Here is a 23,851-nt window from a genome sequence, read left to right as displayed (position 1 = left end):
GGAGAAAGGTACGCGCAAACGGTGGTCGTTGGCATCCGCACCTTGGCACCGGCACGGGGCCGTGGCTATGGTCGGTCGGACAACTCAACACGCGGGAGCTCGCGCCACAGCGGGCTGAGAGGGCGGCCGAACACCTGGCGCCGCCGACCGCCGGAACCTGACCGGGTAATGCCGGCGTAGGGAGGAAATGCCGTGACGGCACTCGACGACCGTTCGGTCGAACCCAGCGTCACCACCGGACCCGTCTCCGGGTCGGGCAAGGTGCACCGGGACGCGGGTGAGGGCATCAGGGTCCCCTTCCGCAGGGTGGGGCTGACCAACGGTGAGCACGTGGACCTCTACGACACCTCCGGGCCTTACACCGACGAGTCCGTGCGCATCGACGTCCACAGTGGACTGCCGAGGCTGCGCGCGGGGTGGGTGGCGGGCCGGGAGCCGGTGAACGGGGCGGTGACCCAGCTGGGGTACGCGAAGGCGGGGGTCGTCACGCCGGAGATGCGGTTCGTGGCGACGCGCGAGAGCATGAGCCCCGAGTTCGTCCGGGACGAGGTGGCGAGCGGGCGGGCGGTCATCCCGGCCAACCGCAACCACCCCGAGTCCGAGCCGATGATCATCGGCAAGAAGTTCCTGGTCAAGATCAACGCCAACATCGGCAACTCCGCGGTGACCTCCTCGATCGAGGAGGAGGTGGAGAAGATGGTGTGGGCGACGCGCTGGGGCGCGGACACGATCATGGACCTGTCCACCGGCAGGCGGATCCACGAGACGCGCGAGTGGATCCTGCGCAACTCGCCGGTGCCGGTCGGCACCGTGCCGATCTACCAGGCGCTGGAGAAGGTCGACGGCGACCCGGCGAAGCTGTCGTGGGAGGTCTACCGGGACACCGTCGTCGAGCAGGCCGAGCAGGGCGTGGACTACATGACCGTGCACGCGGGCGTGCTGCTGCGGTACGTGCCGCTGACCGCGAGGCGGGTGACCGGCATCGTCTCGCGCGGCGGGTCGATCATGGCCGCCTGGTGCCTGGCGCACCACCGGGAGAGCTTCCTCTACACGCACTTCGAGGAGCTGTGCGACATCCTGCGCGCCTACGACGTGACGTTCTCGCTGGGTGACGGCCTGCGGCCGGGGTCGATCGCGGACGCCAACGACGAGGCCCAGTTCGCCGAGCTGCGCACGCTGGGCGAGCTGACGCACGTGGCGCGGGCCCGCGACGTGCAGGTGATGATCGAGGGCCCCGGCCACGTGCCGATGCACAAGATCGCGGAGAACGTGCGGCTGGAGGAGGAGTGGTGCGGCGAGGCGCCGTTCTACACCCTCGGGCCGCTGGCCACCGACATCGCGCCCGCCTACGACCACATCACCTCGGCGATCGGGGCGGCGCAGATCGGCTGGCTGGGCACGGCCATGCTGTGCTACGTGACCCCGAAGGAGCACCTGGGCCTGCCGAACCGGGACGACGTGAAGACCGGCGTGATCACCTACAAGATCGCCGCCCACAGTGCCGACCTGGCCAAGGGCCACCCCGGCGCGCAGGACTGGGACGACGCGCTGTCGAAGGCCCGGTTCGAGTTCCGGTGGGAGGACCAGTTCAACCTGTCGCTGGACCCGGACACGGCGCGCTCGTTCCACGACGAGACGCTGCCCGCCGCGCCCGCGAAGACGGCGCACTTCTGCTCGATGTGCGGGCCGAAGTTCTGCTCCATGAAGATCACCCAGGACGTCCGCCGGTACGCCGAGGAGCGCGGTCTGTCCACTGTGGAGGCGATCGAGGCGGGCCTGGACGAGAAGTCGCACGAGTTCGCCGACCAGGGCGGCAAGGTGTACCTGCCGGTGGTGGACTGATGGGGGCGCGCTGATGGCGGACACGCCGATGGCGGACACGCCGCCGAGGGTCCTGACCATCGCCGGGTCCGACTCCGGCGGTGGCGCGGGCCTCCAGGCCGACCTGCGGGCGCTGTTCGCGTGCGGCGTGCACGGCCTGACCGCGGTCACCGCGGTGACCGTGCAGAACTCGCTGGGCGTCACCGGGTACGTGGAGATCCCACCGGACGTGGTGGCCGCGCAGATCGAGGCCGTCGCCACCGACATCGGGGTGAACGCGGCCAAGACCGGGATGCTGGCGTCGGCGGCGATCATCGAGGCCGTGGCGGAGGTGCTGGACCGGGTCGACGTGGGCCCGTTCGTGGTGGACCCGGTGGCGGCGTCGATGCACGGCCACCAGCTGCTCGCCGACGACGCGCTCGACGCGCTGCGGACCCTGCTGTTCCCGCGGGCCACGCTGGTCACGCCGAACCTCGACGAGGTGCGGCTGATCACCGGCCTGGAGGTGCGCAGCCGCGCCGACCAGCGCAAGGCCGCCGAGGCGCTGCACGCCCTGGGCCCGCGGTGGGTGCTGGTCAAGGGCGGTCACCTGTGGGACGACCCGGAGTGCCTGGACGTGCTCTACGACGGCGAGGAGTTCACCGAGTTCCTCGGTCCCCGCTACGACGTGGTGCACACCCACGGCAGCGGTGACACGCTGGCGTCGGCGATCTGCTCCCGGCTGGCGCGCGGCGAGTCCGTGCCCGAGGCGGTGCGGTTCGGCAAGGACTTCATCGTGCGGTCGGTGGCCGCCGCCTACCCGCTGGGCGGCGGGGTCGGGCCGGTGTCGCCGCTGTGGCGGCTGGAGGGCCGGGTCGAGGGGACCTGACCGGTGTCCTCGTGGGGATGCCGGTGGCGCTGTCCGCGCGGGCGCTCGACGCCCGCGCGGCACGTCGCCGCTCCCGGACACCCACGCCCGGACACCCGCTGCCGGCCCACCACTCCCGGCCCGGCGCTGCCCGCCCACCGCTGCCGGGAACCCGCTCCCGGGCACCCGGCGCGGTTCAGCCCGCCTCGCCGACCAGTTCCTCCAGCGCGGGCAGGGCCGCCACCAGCGCGGCCCGGTGCTCCGGCGGCAGCTCCTCGATGCGGCGCTGCAACTCCCGCACCCGCGCCGACCGCACCCCCGACACCATGGTCTCGCCCTCGGGCGTCGGGGTCGCCAGCCACGCGCGCCCGTCCTGCGGGTCCGGCTCGCGCCGCACGTACCCCGCCTCCACCAGCGACGCCACGATGCGCGACAGCGTGGGCGGCGCGACGCCCTCCTTCGCGGCGAGGTCACCCAGCCGCATGGGCCCGCAGCGCGCCAGCGTCGCCAACGCGGACACCGCGCCGGGCCCCAGACCGGGGGAACCGGTGCGGCGCAGCAGCCTGGAGAGCCTGCCGATCGCGAGGTACAGCCGGGCGGTGGCGTCCTCGACCTGGTCGGCGGTCACGGGACAGTCCTCCTCGGGCAGGCGGCGATGGAAGCACCCATCATGCCGTGCCGGGCAATCACCCCTGTGCAGCACTCTCCGGGGCGACAGGCCCCGTGGCGGCGCCCTCCGGGGCAGCACCCTCCGGGGCGGGGCTCGACGCGTGGGCCCAGAAGCGCTTGGGGATGCGCCCCGCCAACCGCGCCAGCCGGCCCGCCTCCACGCCCGCCCGCATCGCCGCCGCCATCCGCTCCGGGTCCTGCGCCCTGGTCACCGCGGTCGCCAGCAGCACCGCCGCGCAGCCCAGCTCCATGGCCAGCGCCGCGTCCGACGCCGTGCCCACGCCCGCGTCCAGGATCACCGGCACCGACGCGCGGGCCACGATCAGCTCGACGTTGTGCGGGTTGCGGATGCCCAGGCCCGTGCCGATCGGCGAGCCCAGCGGCATCACCGCGGCGCAGCCCACCTGCTCCAGCCGCCGCGCCAGCACCGGGTCGTCGTTGGTGTAGGGCAGCACCGTGAAACCGTCGTCCACCAGCCGCTCGGCCGCGTCCAGCAGCTCCACCGGGTCGGGCAGCAGCGTCTGGTCGTCCGCGACGACCTCCAGCTTCACCCAGTCGGTGCCCAGCGCCTCCCGCGCCAGCCGCGCGGTCAGCACCGCCTCGGCCGCGGTGCGGCAGCCCGCGGTGTTGGGCAGCGCCTCGACGCCCAGCCGCGACAGCAGCTCCAGCACCCCGCCGCCGCCGGAGGGGTCCAGGCGCCGCATGGCCACCGTGGTCAGCTCCGTGCCGGAGGCCACCAGGGCGCGTTCCAGCACCGCCAGGTTCGCCGCGCCGCCGGTGCCCATCACCAGGCGCGAGCCGAACTCCCGTCCCGAGATCACCAAGGGGTCGTCCACGTTCAGCCTCCCTGCACCGCGGTCAGCACCTCCACCACGGCGCCCTCGGGCACCGCGGTCGTCCCCCACGCCGCGCGCGGCACGACCTCGCCGTCCACCGCGACCGCCACCCCGCTCGCCGGGGCGTCGAGCAGGGCGGGCACGGCGTCGACGGTCGCCCCGTCGGGCAGCTCGCGCTCCACCCCGTTGACCTTCGCCTTCACGATCCGGTTCCTCCCTCGCGGAGCAGGGCGACCACGCGCCGCGCCGTCACCGGCGCGAGCAGCAGGCCGTTGCGGTGGTGCCCGGTGGCGGCCAGCACGCCGGGTTCCAGCCAGCGGATCACGGGCGCGTTGTCGGGGCTGCCCGCGCGGAACCCGGCGGCCACCTCGACCAGCGCGTACTCGGCGATGCCCGGCCACACCACCTCGGCGTCGCGCAGCAGGTCGCGCACCCCGCCGACGGTCACGTCCCCGTCGAAGCCCGCCTCGTACTGGGTGGCGCCGAGCACGAACCCGTCGGGGCGCGGCACCAGGTAGACGGGGCGGCCGGAGACGTGCGCGCGGACGGTGTGCCGGGGCGGCGGCAGCGCCCCCGGCCGGGCCGCCAGCCGCAGGATCTCCCCCTTGACCGGGCGGATCACCGCGCGCAGCGCCGGGTGCAGGTCGCGGCTCCAGGCGCCGGCCGCGATGACCGTCACGTCCGCCTCGCCCGGTGTCGGGGGGAAGACCACGCCTTCGCGCTCGCACGCCCCGCGCAGCGCGCGCAGCAGGGCCCGGTTGTCCACGGCCACGTCCCCCGGCACGGACAGTCCACTCCGGACCGGACCCAGCCCCGGTTCCAGCGCCCGCAGCTCGCGGCCGGTCAGCCGCAGCACCGATCGGCCCCTCGTCGCCAGGTGGTCGCACAACCGGTCCAGCACCTCGGCGTCCGCGCGGTCCACCGCCACCGCCAGCGTGCCCAGCGGCGTCAGCTCCACGCCCAGGTCGCGGGCGAAGGCCGGCCACAGCCCCAGCGACTCCACGCCGAGGTCCAGCACCTCCTCGTCGCCCGGCCACGCCTCGGTGACCGGCGCGAGCATCCCGCCCGCCACCCGCGAACCACCGTGCGGCGACCCGTGGTCGACGACCTCGACCCGGAACCCGTCGCGCGCCGCGCACCACGCGGCGGACAGCCCGATCACCCCGCCACCCAGGACGGTCACCCGCGTTGTCAAAGGCACTTCGCGCTCCCTGCGCCGGCATGACCCGGATCAGGTTCGACGGTCGGAGCGCGCCACGCTCCCTCTCAGCCCGGTGTGTCCCGGGCTCCCGTGCGGACCACCTCCACCGTAGCGCACCGGGCGCCGCGGCCGTTACGGTGCGGCCGTGCCAGGACTCGACGCGACGCGGATCAGGCGGCGGCTCGCCGACGCGCGGCTCTACCTCTGCACGCCGGACCGCCCCGACCTCGCGGACTTCGCCGACGCCGCGCTCGCGGGCGGGGTCGACGTCGTCCAACTGCGCGACAAGGGCCTGGAGGCGCGGCGGGAGATCGCGGCGCTGGAGGTGCTGGCCGAGGCGTGCGCGCGGCACGGCGCGCTGCTGGCGGTCAACGACCGGGCCGACGTGGCGCTGGCCGTGGACGCCGACGTCCTGCACCTGGGCCAGGACGACCTGCCGGTGCCCCTGGCCCGCCGGGTCGTCGGCGAGGACGTGGTGATCGGCCGGTCGACGCACGACGTGGCGCAGGCGCGGGCGGCGGCGGTCGAGCCGGGCGTGGACTACTTCTGCACCGGGCCGTGCTGGCCGACGCCGACCAAACCGGGGCGGCCCGCGCCGGGTCTGGACCTGGTGCGCGCGACCGCGGGCGCCGGCGACCGGCCGTGGTTCGCCATCGGCGGGATCGACCGGGAGCGGCTGCCCGCGGTGCTGGCCGCGGGCGCGACGCGGGTGGTGGTCGTGCGGGCGATCACCGAGGCCGAGGACCCCCGGGCCGCCGCCTCTTGGTTGAAGTTTCAACTAGAAGGCGTACAGTCGTCCCCGTGATGCCCGTGCTGTACCTGGGCCACGGCGCTCCCCCGCTGGCCGACGACGAACGGTGGACCGGCGAACTCGCCTCGTGGTCCGCGGCGCTGCCGCGCCCGACGTCCGTGCTCGTGGTCTCCGCGCACTGGGAGAACGACCCGCTCACCCTGGGCGCGACCACCACCGTGCCGCTGACCTACGACTTCCGGGGCTTCCCCCGGCGGTACTACGAGGTGACCTACCCCGCGCCCGGCGCGCCGGAGCTGGCGCGGGCGGTGACCGGGCTGCTCGACCGACCCGTCGCGCACGACGAGGCGCGGGGCCTGGACCACGGCGCGTACGTGCCGCTGAGGGAGATGTTCCCGGAGGCGGACGTGCCGGTGCTCCAGGTGTCCCTGCCGAGCCTGGACCCCCGCGAGCTGTTCGAGGTGGGCGGGCGGCTGGCGCCGCTGCGCGAGCAGGGCGTGCTGATCGTCGGCAGCGGGTTCCTGACGCACAACCTGAGCTGCGTGGACATGTCGGTCGGGCCGGACTACCGGCCGCCGTCGTGGTCGGCCGAGTTCGACGACTGGGCCGGGCGGGCGCTGGCGGCCGGCGACGTGGACGCGCTGCTGGACTTCCGGCGCAAGGCGCCCGCCGCCCTCCTCGCGCACCCGCGCACCGAGCACCTCGCGCCGCTGTTCGTGTCGCTGGGCGCGAGCGGCGCGTCGGAGGCCACCACGGCGGTCGAGGGCTTCTGGTACGGGCTGTCCAAGCGGTCGGTGCAGTTCTCCTGACCCCGGCGCCGGTGCCGCGCCTCGGGAACGCCGACCCCCGGCGCCGGCCCTCGGGAACGCCGGCCCTCGGGAACGCCGACCCCCGGTGCCGCCCCGCCGACGCCGAACGCCCCCGACCTCCCGCCGCCACCCCTGCGACGCCGAACACCCCCGGCCGCGGGAGAGCGGCGACCGGGGGTGTTCGTCCGAGCGGTGCCCGGCGGTCGTGGAGCTCCGCCGGGAGTGGCCGTCAGCCTCGGGTGAGGCTCAGGCCGTAGGCGCTGAGGATCTCGGCGACCGGCTGGAAGTAGGTCGTGCCACCGGAGGAGCAGTTGCCCGAACCACCGGAGGTCACGCCCTGGGCCTGGCTGTAGCCGGAGCCCGCCACCCACGAGCCGCCCGAGTCACCGGGCTCCGCGCAGGCGTTGGTGCGGGTCAGGCCGGACACCGTGCCCTGCGGGTAGTTCACCGTCGAGTTGCGGGCCTGGACGGTGCCGCAGCGCCAGCCGGTGGTCGAGCCGGAGCGGCAGATCGCCGCGCCGACCGCGGCCACGGTCGAGCCGGTGACGGTGACGTTGGAGCCGTTGTAGCGGTTCACCCACGGACGCGAGGTCCAGTTGGAGTTCGTGCGCACCCAGGCGTAGTCGTTGCCCGGGAACGACGAACCCGCGAACGTGCCCTGCGCGACGCGGTTGAAGCCGGTCGTCGCGTTGCCCGACCGGCCGCAGTGGCCCGCCGTCACGAACCCGCCGGTGACCGCGAAGCCCACCGAGCACCGGCCGCCGCCGATGTAGTAGGCGTCGCCGCCGCGGGTGTCGTACAGGGTCGTCGGGGACTCGGAGACCTCGACCACCCGCACCGACGGGCTGACGGACTTGGCCGTGGCCAGGAACGCCTCGGCCGCCGCGTCGCGCTGGGTGCGGTTGATCTCGACGACGACCGAGTTGGTCTGCTCGTCGACCCGCCAGCCGGTGATGGACTTCGGCGCGGAGGCCAGACCGTCGAGCGACGCCTTGGCGCCGGTCAACTGCTGGTGCGAGAAGGCCACGCGCTTGACGTCGGCGCCCGCGGCGCGGGCCGCGTCCACCTTGGCCGCGTCGGTCACCGCGACGACCAGCTTGCCCGCCGGGTTGATCCACGAGCCCGCGTAGGCGCTGCCCGCCGCGGACTTCGCGGCCGACTCCGCCTCACTCGCACGGGTGTCACTCGCCAAACGGGCGGTCACCTGCTCGGCCGACAGGCCGAGGTCACGCTGCGCTGCCTGGAGCAACTCGGCGGGGTAGCTCTCCGTATCGGAAGGGCTTTCCGCATAGGGCACAACCGGCGCCGCGATGGCCGGTACGCTTAGGGCCGTAGCCGAGCCGACGGCAAGCAGGGTGGCCGTGGCAAGGCGGACCGCACTCGTGCGGTTCATTAGGCGTCTCCCTCATCTTCGGGTGCAGGGAACCCGAGAGCCTGGTTGCAGGGACCGCTCTCGGGGGCTCTAGGGGGACGGGTGGTGGGGCGGCGGCAGGGGTCGCCCCACCCCTCCACTTCTCTTCCCGGTCACTTCGCCCGTTCCGCTTGTCCTCCCGGCCGTGTCGCCGGGGTCCGGAACCAGGCCCTCGAACGTGACGCGCGGGGTCCAGCTGTGCCGCACGACCCCTCCTTCCCGGTCGCTACCGACCAGTACTCGCCCGTTCGAGCGACGTTATGACCCTGTTACCTATTACGGTTCAGGCCATCCGAGGGGGAAGTGTGTCACAGACCACGCCAATGCAACTGCGCTGTGTAGCGTTTGACAGTTAACTCTCACTCAAGGTAGTTATTCGATCACCGATTCGGGCGGATTTGCCAGAAGTAAAGGATTCGGTGATCGCATGCCCGTACGCGTGAAAGCTATTGCTCCAAGCGGGTGAGACCGGAGGAGTTCCCGTAACGCCCGGCTGAGGCCCGGACCGGCGTCGGGGTGAGGATCGTGGCATGGAACTCGTGACGCTCGCCGACATCCGCGCCGCGGCCGCCCTCATCGCCCCCGCCGTGGTCCGCACCCCGCTGCTGCGGTTCGACGACGGGCTGTGGCTCAAACCGGAGAGCCTCCAGCCCGTGGGCGCGTTCAAGCTCCGCGGCGCCTACCACGCGCTGGCGCGGCTGCCGGAGGACGTGCGGGCGCGCGGGGTCGTGGCCTACTCCAGCGGCAACCACGCTCAGGCCGTGGCGTACGCGGCGAAGCTGTTCGGGGTGCCCGCGACGATCGTGGTGCCCGACACCGCGCCGCGGGTCAAGGTGGAGGCGACCCGGTCGCACGGCGCCCGCGTGGTGGAGGTGCCGGTGGTCGAGCGCGAGACCCGGGCGCACGAGCTGGCGGCCTCGCTGGGCGCGACCCTCGTGCCGCCGTTCGACCACCCCGACGTGATCGCCGGGCAGGGCACCATCGGCCTGGAGCTGGTCGCCGACCTGCCGGAGGTGGCCACCGTCCTGGTCCCGGTCAGCGGCGGCGGCCTGATCTCGGGCGTCGCCGCGGCCGTGAAGGCCCTCAGCCCGGCCACCCGCGTGGTCGGCGTGGAACCCGAGCTCGCCGGCGACACCGCGGCGTCGTTCCGCGCCGGGGAGCTGGTCCGCTGGCCGGCCGCCGACCGGGTCCGCACCGCCGCCGACGGCCTGCGGGCCGAGCCCTCGCCGCTGACCTTCGCCCACGTCCTGGCCCACGTGGACGACGTGGTCACCGTCCCCGAGGACGCCATCGCCGCCGCGGTCCGCCTGCTGGCCTTCCGCTCCCGCCTCGTCGTCGAGCCCAGCGGCGCGGTGACCCTCGCGGCCTACCTGGCCTCCCCCACCCCGCGCACCGCCGCCGTCGTCTCCGGCGGCAACGTCGACCCCACCACCCTCCTCCCCCTCCTCACCTGACCCCCGCGCGAGTCGAACGCCCACGTCGACCGTGTCGAACACCCGCGACCCCCGAGTTCCACACTCGGGACCCCCGCGCGGCGCGCGAACGTGGAACTCGGGGGTCCTGAACGTTCGACACGATGGGCGTGAGCGTTCGACTCGCGGCGGTCATCGGAGGGGTGCAGGTGGGCAGGGGGGAGAATTGGGGCGGGCAGGGGGTGGAGGTGGGGACAGGTCGGAGGGGTGGTCAGCCGGCGGGGCGGTTCAGGGTGGCGACGAACTTGTAGCGGTCGCCCCGGTAGACCGAGCGGACCCACTCGACGGGGTTGCCCTCGGTGTCGAACGAGTGCCGGGAGAGCAGCAGCATGGGCAGGCCGATGTCGGCGCCCAGCAGCTCGGCCTCCTCCGGCGAGGCGAGCGCCGTCTCGATGGTCTCCTCCGCGTGCCCCATCTCGACGCCGAAGCGCTCGCGCAGCACCTGGTAGAGGGAGGCGCCCGGGGCCAGGTAGCGGCGCAGGCCGCGGAAGCGGCCCAGGGCCAGGTGGGTGGTCTCGATCGCCATCGGCTCGCCGTCGGCCAGCCGGAGCCGGTGCAGGCGGAGCACCTTCGCGCCCGCCCGCACGCCCAGCAGCCGGGCCAGCTCGGCCTCGGCGGGCATCTCGGACGCCTCGATCAGCTTCGACGACGGCTGCCGCCCCTGGGCCTTCATGTCCTCTGTGTACGAGGACAGCTGGAGCCGCTGCGCCACCTTGGGTTCGGCGGCGAAGGTGCCCTTGCCCTGCACGCGCAGCAACCGGCCCTCGACGGTCAGTTCGGCAAGCGCTTGCCGGACCGTCGTGCGGGACACGTCGAACTCCGCGGCCAGGGACCGCTCGGTCGGGATCGGCGAGCCCGGCGGCAGCGCGCGCAGCAGGTCGAGCAGGTGCCGCTTGAGTCCCCAGTACTTCGGCTCGCGCTGCGCGCGGGACCTGGCGTCCACGCCGGTCGCCGGGCTCGTTTCGAGCATGCTCTCCTCCTCGACCTTGCCAGTGCTCCAAGACGCACAGCTCTCGTGCACAGCGCTCCCAAGGACAGGATGCCCTGTCCACGTCGGATCGTGGAGCCGAACCCCCGACATGCCCCGGGAAATTGACCCGATGACTTTGCAACGGTCCAGCAACGTCCTTGACATGCCCTGTGGCGAGGCACACTCTAGGCCGCATTGGTCTACACCACTTTGGGCGTTCCGGTCACAGGGACCGGGCATTGGGAAAGGGCGCACACGTGAAGGGCTGGAGAGGACTGGCCGTAGGGGCCGCCGCACTGTCGGTGGCCGTGGCCGGGTGTGGCACGAGCTCCGACAACGCAGGCGGCGACTCCGGCGAACCCAAGACGCTGACGGTCTGGTTGATGGACGGCTCCGCGCCGACCACCCTGACCGACGCGCTGAACAAGGAGTTCCAGGACTCGAACGCGGGCGTCACCGTCAAGTACGAGGTCCAGAAGTGGAACGGCATCCAGGAGAAGCTGACCACCGCTCTGACCAGCAACAACCCGCCGGACGTGATCGAGCTGGGCAACACCCAGACGGCGAAGTTCGCGGCTGAGGAAACCCTGTACGACCTGTCCGGCGACGTCTCCGACCTCAACGGCGACCAGTGGCTGGGCGGTCTCAAGGACTCGCTGACCTGGGACGGCAAGCAGTACGGCATGCCGTTCTACGCCGCCAACCGCACGGTCATCTACCGGACCGACCTGTTCGAGGCCGCCGGCATCGCGGGCGCGCCGACCTCCCGTGACGAGTGGGTCGCCGCGATCGAGAAGCTGAAGGCCGCGAACGCCGCCGACCCGGACTTCCAGGCGCTGTACCTGCCGGGCCAGTCCTGGTACACGCTGCTGTCGTTCATCTGGGACGAGGGCGGCGACGTGGCGCAGCCGCAGGGCTCGGCGTGGGCCGGCGCCCTCGACACCCCGCAGGCCAAGGCCGGCGTCGACTTCTACAAGAAGCTGGTGGACGTCTCCGGCACGAAGGCCCCGAAGGACGCCGACGAGGCCACGCCGCAGCAGATGGAGGTGTTCGGCACCGGCAAGGTCGGCATGATGATCGGCCTGCCGTGGGAGCTCGCGGGCGCCGTGAAGGCCAACCCGGACCTGGAGAGCAAGACCGCCGCGTTCCCGATCCCGTCGAAGACCGCGGGCAAGGCGGCCCCGGTGTTCCTGGGCGGCTCGAACCTGGCCATCCCGGCCGGCTCGCAGAACTCCGACCTGGCCAAGGCGTACCTGAAGCTGCTGAGCAGCAAGAAGTACCAGGACATGCTGGCCGAGGGCGGCTCGGTGCCCGGCACCTCGACCGACACGCAGAAGCTGGCGACCAACCCGCTGGGCAAGGCGCTGGCCGAGTCCGCCCCGAACGGCAAGGTCACCCCGACCACGCCGGCGTGGGCCGCGGTCGAGGCGGGCCAGAACCCGCTCAAGGACATGCTGACCGCGTACCTGACGGGGGCGAAGTCGCTGGACGACGCCACCTCGGGGGCCAACGCCTCGCTGTCGAAGACGCTGGCCGGCTGACGAGCGCATGACGGCCGTTGACACGACCGACGCCGCGGTGCCGACGAATCCCTCGTCGGCACCGCGGCGTGCCGCGCGTCCGGACGGCGCCCCGCGCCGTCGGGCCGGCGCCTTCGACCGGGCGCTGCCCTACCTGCTGCTGGCCCCCGCGCTGGTCGCCATCCTGTGGCTGATCGGCTGGCCGGTCCTGTCCGTGCTGGTCACCAGCTTCCGCAGGCTCAACCTGCGCGAGCTGACCCGCGGGGAGGTCGTGTGGACCGGCTTCGACAACTACGCCGAGATCCTGGGCGAACCCGACTTCTGGCTGATCGCGCTGCGCACGGTGGTGTTCACCGCCGCGGTGGTGGCCGCCTCGGTGCTCGCGGGCCTGCTGATCGCGCTGCTGATGCGGCAGATCAGCCCGGTGGTCCGGATCGTGCTCCAGGTCGCCATGCTGCTGGCGTGGGCGATGCCGCTGCTCGCGGCCACCACCGTCTACCAGTGGATCTTCGACCAGCAGTACGGCATCCTCAACAAGACCTTCGTCAAGCTCGGGTTCGACGGCTTCGCCGGGTTCTCGTGGTTCTCCACGGGCACCTCGACGCTGGCCGTGATCGGGCTGCTGATCGTGTGGCAGGCGATCCCGTTCCTGGCGTTCTCCCTGTACGCGGGCGCGATCGGCATCCCCAAGGACCAGTACGAGGCCGCGGGCATCGACGGCGCGTCCTCGTGGCAGACGTTCCGCGCGGTGACGTGGCCGGAGCTGCGGCCGCTGCTGCTGATGGTGACGTTCCTGTCCCTGCTGTGGGACTTCAAGGTGTTCACGCAGATCTGGGCGATGCGCAAGGGCGGCCCGGACGGCGGCAGCACCACGCTGGCCGTGTACCAGTACCTGGAGGGCATCTCGCAGAGCCACTTCGGCGTGGCGGCGGCGGTGTCGGTGGTCATGGTCGTGCTGCTGGCCCTGCTGACCTTCCAGTACCTGCGCCGGCTGGTCCGTTCCCAGGAGGGGTCGCTGTGATCGCCAAGAAGGTGACCGCGAACGCGGTCGCGCTGGTGGTGGCGCTGTTCTTCGCGTTCCCGACGTACTGGATGGTCGCCACCGCGCTCAAGCCGCGCAGCGAGCTGCTGACCAGCGGTTACGACCTGATCCCGTTCTCGGTGACGAACGCGAACTTCACCACCGCGTGGACGAAGCCGGGCTTCCTGGGCGCGCTCGGCAACAGCCTGCTGGTGTCGCTGACGGCGGTGCTGGCGGCGCTGGTGGTGGGCCTGCTGGCGGCGGTCGCGCTGTCCCGGATGCGGTTCCGGGGGCGCAAGGGCTTCGTGATGGTGATGCTGGTGGCCCAGATGGCGCCGTTCGAGGCGCTGCTGATCCCGATGTTCCTGATGATGCGGGACCTGGACCTGCTCAACCGGCTGCCGTCGCTGACGCTGATCTACTTCGCGGTGACGCTGCCGTTCTGCGCCTGGACGCTGCGCGGGTTCGTCAACGGCATCCCGCTGGAGCTGGAGGAGGCGGCGATGGTGGACGGCTGCGGCCGGTGGGGCGCGTTCCGCCGGGTCACGCTGCCGCTGCTGGGGCCGGGCCTGGTGGCCACCTCGGTGTTCGCCTTCGTGACCGCGTGGAACGAGTTCCTGTTCGCGCTGTCGCTGATCCGGGACCAGGACAAGCAGACCCTCCCGGTGTGGCTGTCGGGTTTCCAGAGCCAGTTCGGCACCGACTGGGGCGGCGCGATGGCGGCCTCCGCCCTGTTCACGCTCCCGGTGCTGGTGTTCTTCCTGATCGTGCAGCGCAAGATGGTCACCGGTGTCACGGCCGGTGCGGTGAAGGGGTAGACCGGATGTCGTTGCACCGGCTCGCGCAGGGTGTGCTGCTGCCGGGGTTCCACGGGACCTCGGCGCCGGACTGGCTGGTCAAGCGGGTGGCGGACGGGCTCGGCGGGGTGGTGCTGTTCGGCCGCAACGTCGTGGACGACGCGCAGGTGACCGCGCTGGACGCGCAGCTGCGGTCGGCCCGCGCCGACGTGGTCATCGGGATCGACGAGGAGGGCGGCGACGTCACCCGGCTCGACGCCGGGCACGGGTCGGAGGTGCCGGGCAACCACGCGCTGGGCGCGGCGGGCGACCCGGCGCTGACCCGGGCGGTGGCGGCGTCGATGGGGTCGCGGCTGGCGGCGTGCGGGGTGAGCCTGAACCTGGCGCCGTCGGCGGACCTGGTGCTGACGCTGGACGACCCGGTGATCGGGGTGCGCTCGTTCGGCTCGGACCCGGTGGCGGCGGGCGCGCACGTGGCGGCGTTCGTCGAGGGGATGCAGGCGGTGGGCGTGGCGGCCTGCGCCAAGCACTTCCCCGGCCACGGCGCGTCCACCGTGGACTCGCACGCGGCGCTGCCGGTGCTGCCGCGGACGGCGGCGGAGCTGGCGGCGGTGGAGTTCGCGCCGTTCCGGGCGGCCGTGGGGGCGGGGGTGCGGTCGATCATGACCGGGCACCTCGTGGTGCCCGAGTGGGGCCCGGAGCCGGCCACGCTGAACCCGGCGGCGGTGCGCGTGCTGCGGGAGGACCTGGGGTTCACCGGCGCGGTGATCACCGACGGGCTGGACATGAAGGCCGTGGGCGGCGACCTGGCGCAGGGGTCCGTGCGGGCGCTGGTCGCCGGCGTGGACGCGCTGTGCCTGGGCGGGGAGCCGCTGGACGACGACGGGCTGCGTCGGCTGGTGGACGCCGTCGTCGCGGCGGTGGAGTCCGGCGAGCTGCCGTTGGCGCGGCTGGAGGAGGCGGCGCGGCGGACGGCCGCCCTGGGCACGCCGCCGTCGTCCGTGGAGGGGCACGACCCGGCGCTGGGGCTCAAGGCGGCGCGGGCGGCGCTGGAGGTGCGCGGGTCGTTGCGGCTGGCCGGGCCCCCGGTGGTGGTGGACCTGGCGGTGGAGCCGTCGATCGCGGTCGGCGACGTGCCGTGGGGTCTCGGGCCGTACCTGGAGGAGCTGGTGCCGGGCACCTCGGTGGTGTCGTCGGCGTCGGCGGCGGAGATCGCCGCGGCCGCCGGGGATCGCCCGGTCGTGGTGGTGACACGTGAGGCACACCGCTTCCCCTGGGCTCGCGAGGTGGTGACCTCCCTGGTTAAGATTGGTCTAGACCTTGTGCACGTCGAGACCGGCGTGCCGGGTCCGGACCTGGGCGCCACCGCCCGCGTCGACACCCACGGCGGTTCCCGGGTGTGCCTGCGCGCCGCGGCGGAGCGCATCGCCGCCGCCACCTCGTCCCGGTAAGGGGAGTTCCCGATGAGCGAGCACCAGCCCGGCGCCCACATGGCGGCCGAGATCGCCGAGCAGCCGCGCGTCTTCGCCGACCTCGTCGCCCGGCGGCACGAGATCGCGTCGGTCGCCGAGGTGATCTCGGCGCGCCGGCCGCGGTTCGTGCTGCTGGCGGCGCGCGGGTCCAGCGACCACGCGGCGCTGTACGCGAAGTACCTGACCGAGGTGCTGCTGCAACTGCCGGCCGGGCTGGTGTCGCCGTCGACGACCACGCTCTACGGGGCGCAGCCGGACCTGCGGGACGTGCTGGTGGTGTCGGTGTCGCAGTCCGGCGGGTCGCCCGACCTGCTGGAGGTCACCGAGTCGGCGCGGGCGCGCGGGGCGCTGACCGTGGCGGTGACGAACACGGCCTCGTCGCCGCTGAACGGGGTGGCGGAGCTGTCCGTGGACGTCGGCGCGGGCGTGGAGCGGGCCGTCGCGGCGACCAAGACGTACTCGGCGACGCTGCTGGCGCTGTACCTGCTGGTGGACGCCATCCGCGGCGGGAACGGGGCGGCGGCGGGGGCGCTCGGCGACCAGGCGGCGGCGACGCTGGAGCAGTCGTCGGACGCGGTGGCCGAGGCGGTGCGGCGGTACCGCTTCGTGGACCGGGTGCTGACCACCGGGCGCGGGTACTCGCTGCCGACCGCGCTGGAGTCGGCGCTGAAGCTGGCCGAGACGTCGTACCTGGCCGCGCGGGCGTACAGCGGGGCGGACCTGCTGCACGGCCCGGTGGCGGCGGTCGACGCCGAGACGGCCGTGCTGGCGGTGACGAGCACCGGGCGCGGTGGTGACGCGATGCACGACGTGCTGGACGCGGTGCACGGGCGCGGGGCGGACGTGGTGGCCGTGGGGTCGGGCGCGGACAAGGTGTCGGCGGCGCTGCGGATCCCGGTGGCCGAGACGGCCGAGGAGGTCGCGCCGATCCTGGAGGTGCTGCCGGTGCAGCGGGTGGCCCACGGGCTGTCGCTGGCGCGGGGCGGGGACCCGGACAGCCCGCGCGGGTTGAACAAGGTGACCCGGACGCGGTGACGCGGACAAGGTGACCCGGACGCGGTGACGCGGACAAGGTGACCCGGATGCGGTGACGCAGGGCCGGCTGCCTGCGGTTTCCGGTTGTCCACAGGCCCGGCGGTTGTCCACAGACCCGAGCGCGGCCCACCGATCCCGTCGGTGGGCCGCGCTTGGATTGATTCGGGGGCTGCTCGGTTCGCCCGGGTGTCGGATCGGTTCGCCCGAGTGTGGAACTCACCCGTCCTGAGCGTTCGACACGGTGGTCGCGAGTGTTCGACTCGCGCGGGCTGAACGTGTGGTTCGGGGGGTCCGAACGTGCAACTCGGGGGGTCTGGGCGTACGACACGCGGGGTTTGGGCGTACGACTCGCGTGGGAGGCACCGGCCCGGGGTGGCCGGGCCGGTGGGTGGGGTGGTGGGTGGTGGTGGGTGGGAGGTGGGGTTATTGGCCGGCGGCCAGGCTCACGGTGGCGGTGTTCAGGGGGGTCGGGGGCAAGGGGGGCAGGGCCGTGTCCAGGGGGCGGGTGCTGTCGTAGGCGACCCGGCCGTCGATCCAGACCTTGCGGGGGCGCAGGTCCTCGTCCCACCAGACGAGATCGGCCACCGCGCCCGGCTCCAGGCGGCCCAGGGTGGGTTCGCCGATGGCGTCGGCCGGGATGACGGTGGCCGCCGCGAGGGCGGCCGCGACGTCGACGCCCACCGAGACGATGTTGCGCACGGCCCGGTCCAGGGTCAGGGCGCTGCCGGCGATGGTGCCCTCCGGGGAGCGCGGCACGCCGTCCTCGGTGAGCAGGACGTCCGCGCCGCCCAGCTGGTAGCGGCCCGGCGGCATGCCGGCGGCGGCCACCGCGTCGGTGACCAGGGCGACCCGGTTGCCGGCCGCGTTGAACACCAGGCGGCAGACGTCCGGGCCGACGTGCGCCAGGTCGGCGATCAGGCCCAGGGTGAACCGGTCGTCGACCAGGGCGACGCCGGGAACGCCCGGTTCGCGGTGGCCCAGCGGGCGCTGGGCGTTGAACAGGTGCGTCACCATGCGGGCGCCCGCCTCGGCGGCGGCCCTGGTCTGCTCGCCCGTGGCGTCGCTGTGGCCGACCGCGACCAGCACGCCGGCGGCGGCCAGGCGGCGCACCGCCTCCATGCCCCCGGGGCGCTCGGGCGCCAGGGTCACCATGCGCAGGGCGCGGCGCAGCACCTCGTCGCACAGGAGCAGGTCGAGTTCGGCCGGTCCGGGCGCCACCATGAGCGCCGGGTCGTGCACGCCCGCCCGGTGCGGCGACAGGAACGGCCCCTCCAGGTGCACGCCGAGCGGCTTGGCGCCCGCGTGCTCCGGCAGGGCGGCCGCCGCCGCCAGCACGGCGTGCGCCTGGCGGACGGCCACCGGCACCGGCGCGGTGATCAGCGTCGGCAGGAAGCGCGTCACGCCAGTGGGTGGGAGCGCTCTCGCCACCGCGGCCATGCCCTCGGGGTCGACCTCGGCGAAGTCCACCCCGACCGCCCCGTTGACCTGCACGTCCACCAGGCCCGGGGTGAGCAGGCCGCCGGTCAGCACCTCGGCGTTCCCGGGCGGTGCGCCCTGGATCACCTCGACGATCCGGCCCGCGCTGATCCGCACGCAGGCGGGACCGGTGATCGTGCGACCGAGCAGTGCTCGCGGAGCTGCGACAACCGTGTCCAAGGTCCCTCCTCAATGGTCCAGACCATTATGTCCGGAACCGGCGGACGCGTCACGTGTGGTTATAAGATAACGGAATAAAGTAGTAACCGGTTAATGAGCGTCGTCGGCGGGGGCACCCGGACGCCGGCACCGCGTGGCCCATACTTGGCGCCAGACATCCGAGGTCTAGTGACGAAGTCGAGGACGCCGTGGCGGTAACCGACGACGCGATCCTGCGCGTCAAGGAGATGATCGTCTCCGGGGAGCTGAAACCCGGCGACCGGCTGCCGCGCGAAGCCGACCTGGCCGAGCGGCTGGGGCTGTCGCGGAACTCCCTGCGCGAGGCCGTCAAGGCCCTGTCGCTGGTCAGGGTGCTGGACGTGCGCCAGGGCGACGGCACGTACGTGTCCAGCCTGCGGGCCGACGACCTGCTGGGCGCGCTGTCGTTCGTGCTCGACCTGCACCGCGGCGAGGACTCGGTGCTGGAGGTCCTCCAGGTCCGGCGCATCCTCGAACCCGCGGCGGTGGCGCTGGCCGCCCAGCGCGTCGGGCCGGAGGAGATCGCCGAGCTGCGGGCGCTGTGCGACACCGCCGAGTCCGCCCGGACGGTGGAGGAACTGGTCGAGCACGACCTGGAGTTCCACCAGGCCATCGCGCGGTGCTCGGGCAACACCTACCTCGCCCGGCTGCTGGACACGCTGGCCGGGCCGACCGTGCGGGTCCGCGTGTGGCGCGGCATCACGCAGGGGGGCGCGGTCGCGCGGACCGTCGCCGAGCACCGCTCGATCGTCGACGCGCTCGCCGCCCGCCAGCCCGAACTGGCCCGGTCCTGGGCCACGGTGCACGTCGCGGGCGTCGAGCAGTGGCTGTCCGACCTCGGGTGAGAAGTCTGGGGGGAGAAGTCTTGAGGGAGGAGTCCTGAGGGCCGGCGCTGGGGCTGCGCGGGGGTCAGGCCGGGCCGGGCGAGGGCCGGGGCCAGGCCGGGCCGGGGCTGGGGATCGCTCGGGCCTCAGGCCGGGCGTGGGGCGGCTTCACCCAGGAGCCGCACCGCCGCCAGCCACGCCGCGCCCGCCGCGCCCTCGGTCGCGGTCCGCACCGGGGCGCCGGTGCGGGCGGCCAGCTGCCGCTTCAGGCGCGAACCCAGCGCGGGGGCGTGGACCAGGCTGCCCATCACCACCACCGGGGTGGTGTCGGCGCGCTCGCGGGTGGACCCGGCCAGGTCGACCAGCAGCCGGACGGCCTCGTCGATGACGCGGTTCGCCGACGGCACGTGGGCGTGCGCCGTGACCAGCGGGGCGTAGCCGGCCAGGTCGATCGGCGGACCGGCGTTCGCCGCGGTGATCAGCCTGCGCCAGCGCTCGCGGGGCGGGCCGTCGGGGACCTCCGCGCGGCGCAGCACCGCGGCGGCCAGGTCGTCCACCTCGTCCCGCTCCAGGGCCAGCAGGGTGGCGCGCACGGCCTCCCGGCCGAGCCAGAACGCCGAGCCCTCGTCGCCCAGCAGCCAGCCGTGGCCGCCGGAGGTCGACACCAGCGCGTGGTCCTCGATCCTGGCCGCGATCGAGCCCGTGCCCGCGACCAGGACCGTCCCGTCTGGAGTGTCCGAACCCGACGCGAACGCGGCCTCGCAGTCGGTCACCACGCGCAGCGGGCAGCGCAGGCCGGCGCCGCTCCAGGCCGCCTCGAACAGCTCGCCCACCGCCGGGTCGGACAGCACCTTGCTCGACCCCGCCATGCCCAGCACCCCGGCCTCGACCCTGGCCGGGTTCAGGCCGTCGAGGGCGGCGGTCAGGGCCTGGCGGACGTGCGTGGCGGCCACGGCGGGCGGCAGCGAGTTGGGGTTCGCGCCGCCCGCGACGCCCGCGCCCAGGCGGGTGCCGTCCAGGTCCAGCACCAGGGCCCTGGTGCTCGTGCCACCCGCGTCCAGACCGACCACGAAGCTCATTCGCCCGAGTATGCCGATCACCGGCCGGGAACCCGCACGACCAACCGGGTGCGCCGGACCTGACTCTCCGTGATCAAAGACGAGGGTCTGTCATGTTGCTGGTGGGGCGCGCGTGTCACTGAGGGCGGCGGGCAACGGCAGGCGGCGGGCAACGGCTGGGAGCGGCCACCCCGCCCGGCGCGCCGGAGCCGGTCAGCCCACCGCCCTGAGCACCTGCGCGCGGTCCCCGGAGGCGTTGTGGTGGTGCAGCAGCAGGAGGCTGTCCGCCCGGTCCGCCCCCAGCGCCGCCGCGTCGCCCACCACCTCCAGCACGGTCCCGGCGCCGGCCGCGAACGACCAGCCGCCGCGCAGGGCCAGGCCCGGCCGCAGCGGGTCGAACGTCATCGGCTCCGCGATCCGGTCCACCAGCCCCGCCTCGTTGCCCGGCGCGGGGTACTGGCCGGACACGCCCGCCGTGTAGCCGATGCGCGCGGACCCCGACGCCGGGTCGATGCCGAGGGCGGTCAGCGCGACCGGCAGCACCACGACGTCGCTGTCCGGCAGGTTGGTGTCCACGTCGCCGTGCGCGCCGTTGAGCGGCTGCTCGTCCACCACCGCGCCGTCGGCGACCCGGGTGGTGCGCGCCAGCCACACGTCCGCCGTGACCGTGCCGAGCGCGTCGGTCGGCTTGGCCGCCTCGACCACGTAGTCGGGCGCGCCGTCGCCGTTGGTGTCCACCCGGATCCACGGGGAGTTCACCGCTCCGAGGGTCACCCAGTCACGCCAGGTCGCGAGGCCGAACGCCAGCAGCTCGCCGTCCGAGGCCGCGCCGACGTACCGGAGGTCGCCGCCCCGGGCCGAGGCGTTGAGCGCGCAGTCCACCTTCACCTCACCGGCGCAGTCCGGCAGCTCCGGGCTGGTGCCCTGGAGCTCGAACGCGGTCAGCAGCGACCGGTACGCCTGGTCGCCCTCGCCCTGGTCGAGGGCCCGGCCGGTCAGGCGCACCGCGCCGTCGGCGTAGGCCGCCTCGACGTCCCCGACCGGCTTGGGCGCCGCGTACACGGGCACGCGCAGCTCCCGCCCGCCCGCGCGCACCAGCACCCGGCCGGACGCCTCGGCCAGGAACTGCCTGGCCAGGCCCGCCTGGAGCTTCTCCAGCGTCGGGTCGGCGGTCTTGCGCAGCCGGTCGGGCTCGACGGCCAGCCGCACCTCCGCGGTCCGCGTCTCGCCCGGCGGCACCACCAGCACCTGCGGCCACACCCGGAACGCCGCGCCGGGCACGGTGGTCGCCGCCTCGTAGGAGAGCCGGGCCGTGCGCCAGTCGGCCGACTTGTTGACCACCTCCAGCGCCCTGGTCAGCTCCAGCGGCCGCGCCGCCTCGACCGGGCCGAACGTCACGCCGACCGCGCCCGCGTCGCCCTCGGCCATGGCCAGCACGTCCACCGCCACCGCCCGCGCCGCGTCCACCCGGCCCGCGCCGACCCGCATCGGGGCCTCGGGCGTGCCGGTGGTGCGGTCGTCGCCGTCGGTGACGTCGCCGCCCGCGGTGTTCACCACGGCGGCCTTGACCTCCTCGACCGTCCAGTCCGGGTGGACCTCGCGGACCAGCGCGGCGATGCCCGCCACGTGCGGGGCGGCCATCGAGGTGCCGCCCAGGCTCACCGCGCCGGCGCCCGTGCCGACGGCGGCGGACAGGATGGTGTCGCCGGGCGCGGCCACGTCGGGCTTGGCCGCGACCGGGCCGCGCGCGCCGCGCGACGAGGACGGGGTCATGGTGTCCGCGAGGTTCGGCGTGGTGGTGGGCGCGGCGTTGCGCAGCGCGCCGGCCAGGCGCACGCGGAGCGTCCCGGCGTCGAGGGACGGGCGGACGGCGCGCGTCGCGGCGGCGGTGAACTGGAAGACCGGGGTGCCCGCGTTGCCGCCGATGGCCGCCTTGAACACGTCGCCGGTGGCCGGCAGCAGCACGCCCTCCGCGCCGGCGGCCTCGGCGTGGTCGGTGCGGGGGCCGGAGCCGCACTCCCGGGTCGCGTCGTCCTCGTCCCACTCCAGCCAGACGAACCGCCCGGTCAGGTCCTGGTCGATCGGCGCGCACCCGTCGGCGTTGCCCCCGTCCGCCACCGGCACGACCGGCAGCGTGCGGTCCAGGCCGGGGTAGCCGGTGTAGTTGACGCTGTACTGGCCGGACTGCCGCGTGCCGTCCGCCTCCGCGCCGTCGAGGAGGGTGAACGCGTCGCGCGTGTTGGCCACGGCCAGGGCCTCGGGGGTGTTCGCGGGCGAGCCGCCGACGTCGTAGAAGTCGCCGCCGTTGCCCGCCGACGCCACGACCACCACGCCGTGGCGGACGGCCTCGCGGACGAACAGGTTGTCCGGGTCGTCCTGGGCGCCGAAGTCGCTGCCCAGGGACAGGTTGACCACGTCGAGGTGGTCGGCGAAGTCGCCGTCGCCGTTGGGGTCCAGGGACCAGTCGAGGGCCTGGCCGACCAGGGCGGTGGCGCCGGAGCAGCCGAACACCTTGAGCGCGTAGAGCAGGGCCCCGGGCGCGGTGCCGGGGCCGATGGCCATGCCGTCGAGCGCCTCCGGGGCGAGGGAGGCGTGGTCGCCGGTGAACGGGGAGCCGTCGGCGGCCACGCCGAGGCCGGCGGCCGTGCCCGCGACGTGGGTGCCGTGGCCCTGGCAGTCCATCGGGTTGGGGTCGGGCGCGGGCGTGGCGCGGGCCGGGTCGTTGGAGTCGTAGTCGTCGCCGGCGAAGTCGTGGCCGCCGACGACCTTCGCGGTCGGGGTCCACGGCGCGGTGCGGTCGACGGCGTCGTACGCCTCGGGGGTGCCGGGGCCGCCGAAGTCGGCGTGCGTGTAGTCGATGCCGGTGTCGACGACGCCGATGCGCACGCCCTCGCCGCGGCGGCCGGCGTCGCGCCAGACCCGGTCGACGTGGGTGAGCTGCGCGGCGGAGGCGTTGTGCAGGACCTTGGGGACGGTGGGCCGCACGGCGCGCACGTCGGGGCGGGCGGCCAGCGCGCGCAGCTCCGCGGCGTCGGCGGTGACGATCACGCCGGGCACGGCGTTGCGGGTGGTGGCGACCTCGCGGGTGGTGCGGTCGGCGCGGCGGAGGGCGTCCAGCACGCGGCCGGCGATGTCGTCGGTGAGGCGGCGGGCCGCGCGGGCGGCGGCGGCCGGGTCGCCCGCGCCCCGGGCCCGCTGGTCGCCGTAGGCGCGGGCGGCGGGGGTGGCGGCCAGCTCGACGAACGCGGTGACCGGGCCGGCGGCGCGGGCCAGGGCGGGCGCCACGCGCGGGGGCCGGCCGGCGGGCGGCTCCTCGTCCGGGGACAGGACGCCCGGGGAGGGTCCGGGCGCGGCCGGGCCGGCGGCGCGGACCGGGGCGGGCGCGCCGCGCCGCGCCCCGTCGGCGGCCGACTCGCGGCCGTGGTGCGCGGGAGCGGCGCCGGGGAGGCCGGCGGGGGCCACCGGGGTGGGGAGGGCGACGAGCGCGACGAGCAGGGCGGCGGCCGTCGCGCGGGCCGCGGCGGAGGTGGCGCGGGTCCGCCCCGCGCGGTGGTGGTTCATCTCGTCCTCTCGGCTGTCTTCCCCGGCTCGTCCCCGGCCGGGATTCATCGGACCGCTGTTCGGACCACCTCTGGACGTCGGTCGCGCGGAGGCGCTATACAT

General features: G+C 74.3%; 20 protein-coding genes and 2 riboswitches. Of the genes, 11 read left to right on the top strand and 9 right to left on the bottom strand.

The genetic code is table 11. The features are described 5' to 3' along the window. Positions 1–81: 81 nt before the first annotated feature. Positions 82–196, top strand: a riboswitch (TPP riboswitch). Together thiC and thiD are read left to right on the top strand one after the other, a co-directional pair. Further along, a complete protein-coding gene (gene thiC / locus Q5530_RS35965) occupies positions 193–1,842 on the top strand; it encodes a phosphomethylpyrimidine synthase ThiC (RefSeq protein WP_415367346.1) in 1,650 nt (549 codons plus the stop codon). It overlaps the preceding riboswitch by 4 nt. A 28-nt stretch (positions 1,843–1,870) precedes the next feature. Continuing rightward, positions 1,871–2,689, top strand: a complete 819-nt coding sequence (thiD, locus tag Q5530_RS35960) for a bifunctional hydroxymethylpyrimidine kinase/phosphomethylpyrimidine kinase (RefSeq protein ID WP_415367354.1) — start codon at positions 1,871–1,873, stop codon at positions 2,687–2,689. Positions 2,690–2,864: 175 nt separating this feature from the next. Here thiD and Q5530_RS35955 read toward each other — a convergent pair whose 3' ends face one another. The 4 genes from Q5530_RS35955 to thiO form a co-directional block, all read right to left on the bottom strand. Continuing rightward, on the bottom strand, positions 2,865–3,296 hold the full coding sequence (locus Q5530_RS35955) for a MarR family winged helix-turn-helix transcriptional regulator (RefSeq protein ID WP_380638192.1): 432 nt from the start codon (positions 3,294–3,296) through the stop codon (positions 2,865–2,867). Between the two features lie 58 nt (positions 3,297–3,354). Continuing rightward, positions 3,355–4,173, bottom strand: coding sequence for a thiazole synthase (locus Q5530_RS35950; protein ID WP_415367344.1), 819 nt, complete (start codon positions 4,171–4,173; stop codon positions 3,355–3,357). A gap of 2 nt (positions 4,174–4,175) precedes the next feature. Then, positions 4,176–4,376, bottom strand: coding sequence for a sulfur carrier protein ThiS (thiS, locus tag Q5530_RS35945; protein ID WP_380638194.1), 201 nt, complete (start codon positions 4,374–4,376; stop codon positions 4,176–4,178). Further along, the gene (gene thiO, locus Q5530_RS35940; protein ID WP_415367343.1) at positions 4,373–5,374 is read right to left on the bottom strand and encodes a glycine oxidase ThiO; all 1,002 of its coding nucleotides are present in this window, start codon (positions 5,372–5,374) and stop codon (positions 4,373–4,375) included. The genes thiS and thiO overlap by 4 nt, the downstream gene beginning before the upstream one ends. Further along, a riboswitch (TPP riboswitch) is annotated at positions 5,365–5,476 on the bottom strand. It overlaps the preceding gene by 10 nt. Before the next feature lie 43 nt (positions 5,477–5,519). Between thiO and thiE the strand changes: the two genes are divergently transcribed. Further along, on the top strand, positions 5,520–6,179 hold the full coding sequence (thiE, locus tag Q5530_RS35935; RefSeq protein ID WP_415367341.1) for a thiamine phosphate synthase: 660 nt from the start codon (positions 5,520–5,522) through the stop codon (positions 6,177–6,179). Continuing rightward, complete coding sequence (locus Q5530_RS35930; RefSeq protein ID WP_415367353.1) at positions 6,179–6,934, top strand: dioxygenase; 756 nt, start codon at positions 6,179–6,181, stop codon at positions 6,932–6,934. The genes thiE and Q5530_RS35930 overlap by 1 nt, the downstream gene beginning before the upstream one ends. A 229-nt stretch (positions 6,935–7,163) precedes the next feature. Here the strand turns inward: Q5530_RS35930 and Q5530_RS35925 are convergent, their stop codons facing one another. After that, positions 7,164–8,183, bottom strand: coding sequence for a S1 family peptidase (locus Q5530_RS35925; RefSeq protein ID WP_415367339.1), 1,020 nt, complete (start codon positions 8,181–8,183; stop codon positions 7,164–7,166). Between the two features lie 692 nt (positions 8,184–8,875). Between Q5530_RS35925 and Q5530_RS35920 the strand changes: the two genes are divergently transcribed. Beyond that, a complete protein-coding gene (locus Q5530_RS35920) occupies positions 8,876–9,799 on the top strand; it encodes a threonine/serine dehydratase (RefSeq protein ID WP_380638198.1) in 924 nt (307 codons plus the stop codon). A gap of 229 nt (positions 9,800–10,028) precedes the next feature. Here the strand turns inward: Q5530_RS35920 and Q5530_RS35915 are convergent, their stop codons facing one another. Continuing rightward, complete coding sequence (locus Q5530_RS35915; RefSeq protein ID WP_344034012.1) at positions 10,029–10,787, bottom strand: GntR family transcriptional regulator; 759 nt, start codon at positions 10,785–10,787, stop codon at positions 10,029–10,031. 257 nt (positions 10,788–11,044) lie between these two features. On the opposite strand from Q5530_RS35915, the gene Q5530_RS35910 reads away from it, so the two are divergent. The 5 genes from Q5530_RS35910 to Q5530_RS35890 are packed head-to-tail and all read left to right on the top strand — an operon-like array spanning position 11,045 to position 16,632. After that, a complete protein-coding gene (locus Q5530_RS35910) occupies positions 11,045–12,328 on the top strand; it encodes a sugar ABC transporter substrate-binding protein (protein ID WP_415367338.1) in 1,284 nt (427 codons plus the stop codon). A gap of 7 nt (positions 12,329–12,335) precedes the next feature. Further along, complete coding sequence (locus tag Q5530_RS35905) at positions 12,336–13,328, top strand: carbohydrate ABC transporter permease (protein ID WP_380638200.1); 993 nt, start codon at positions 12,336–12,338, stop codon at positions 13,326–13,328. Continuing rightward, positions 13,325–14,146 carry a carbohydrate ABC transporter permease gene (locus Q5530_RS35900; RefSeq protein WP_380638201.1) on the top strand — a complete coding sequence of 274 codons (822 nt, stop codon included), beginning with the start codon at positions 13,325–13,327 and terminating at the stop codon, positions 14,144–14,146. The genes Q5530_RS35905 and Q5530_RS35900 overlap by 4 nt, the downstream gene beginning before the upstream one ends. Before the next feature lie 5 nt (positions 14,147–14,151). Then, a complete protein-coding gene (locus Q5530_RS35895; RefSeq protein WP_415367337.1) occupies positions 14,152–15,576 on the top strand; it encodes a glycoside hydrolase family 3 protein in 1,425 nt (474 codons plus the stop codon). 12 nt (positions 15,577–15,588) lie between these two features. Next, positions 15,589–16,632: an SIS domain-containing protein gene (locus Q5530_RS35890; protein ID WP_415367335.1), complete on the top strand. Its 1,044-nt coding sequence runs from the start codon at positions 15,589–15,591 to the stop codon at positions 16,630–16,632. A 423-nt stretch (positions 16,633–17,055) separates the two neighbouring features. Here the strand turns inward: Q5530_RS35890 and nagA are convergent, their stop codons facing one another. Then, on the bottom strand, positions 17,056–18,288 hold the full coding sequence (nagA, locus tag Q5530_RS35885; protein ID WP_415367334.1) for an N-acetylglucosamine-6-phosphate deacetylase: 1,233 nt from the start codon (positions 18,286–18,288) through the stop codon (positions 17,056–17,058). A gap of 188 nt (positions 18,289–18,476) precedes the next feature. Between nagA and Q5530_RS35880 the strand changes: the two genes are divergently transcribed. Further along, positions 18,477–19,151 (top strand): FadR/GntR family transcriptional regulator, encoded by a 675-nt coding sequence (locus tag Q5530_RS35880; protein WP_380638205.1) that lies wholly within the window; start codon positions 18,477–18,479, stop codon positions 19,149–19,151. Between the two features lie 125 nt (positions 19,152–19,276). Here Q5530_RS35880 and Q5530_RS35875 read toward each other — a convergent pair whose 3' ends face one another. Together Q5530_RS35875 and Q5530_RS35870 are read right to left on the bottom strand one after the other, a co-directional pair. Continuing rightward, the gene (locus Q5530_RS35875) at positions 19,277–20,209 is read right to left on the bottom strand and encodes an N-acetylglucosamine kinase (protein WP_415367333.1); all 933 of its coding nucleotides are present in this window, start codon (positions 20,207–20,209) and stop codon (positions 19,277–19,279) included. 192 nt (positions 20,210–20,401) lie between these two features. Next, a complete protein-coding gene (locus Q5530_RS35870) occupies positions 20,402–23,749 on the bottom strand; it encodes a S8 family serine peptidase (RefSeq protein ID WP_415367332.1) in 3,348 nt (1,115 codons plus the stop codon). Positions 23,750–23,851: the final 102 nt, after the last annotated feature.

The sequence above is a fragment of the Saccharothrix sp. BKS2 genome, from assembly GCF_047689505.1.
GTDB lineage: Bacteria > Actinomycetota > Actinomycetes > Mycobacteriales > Pseudonocardiaceae > Actinosynnema > Actinosynnema lopnurensis.
This window is presented reverse-complemented; position numbering and strand designations above follow the sequence as displayed.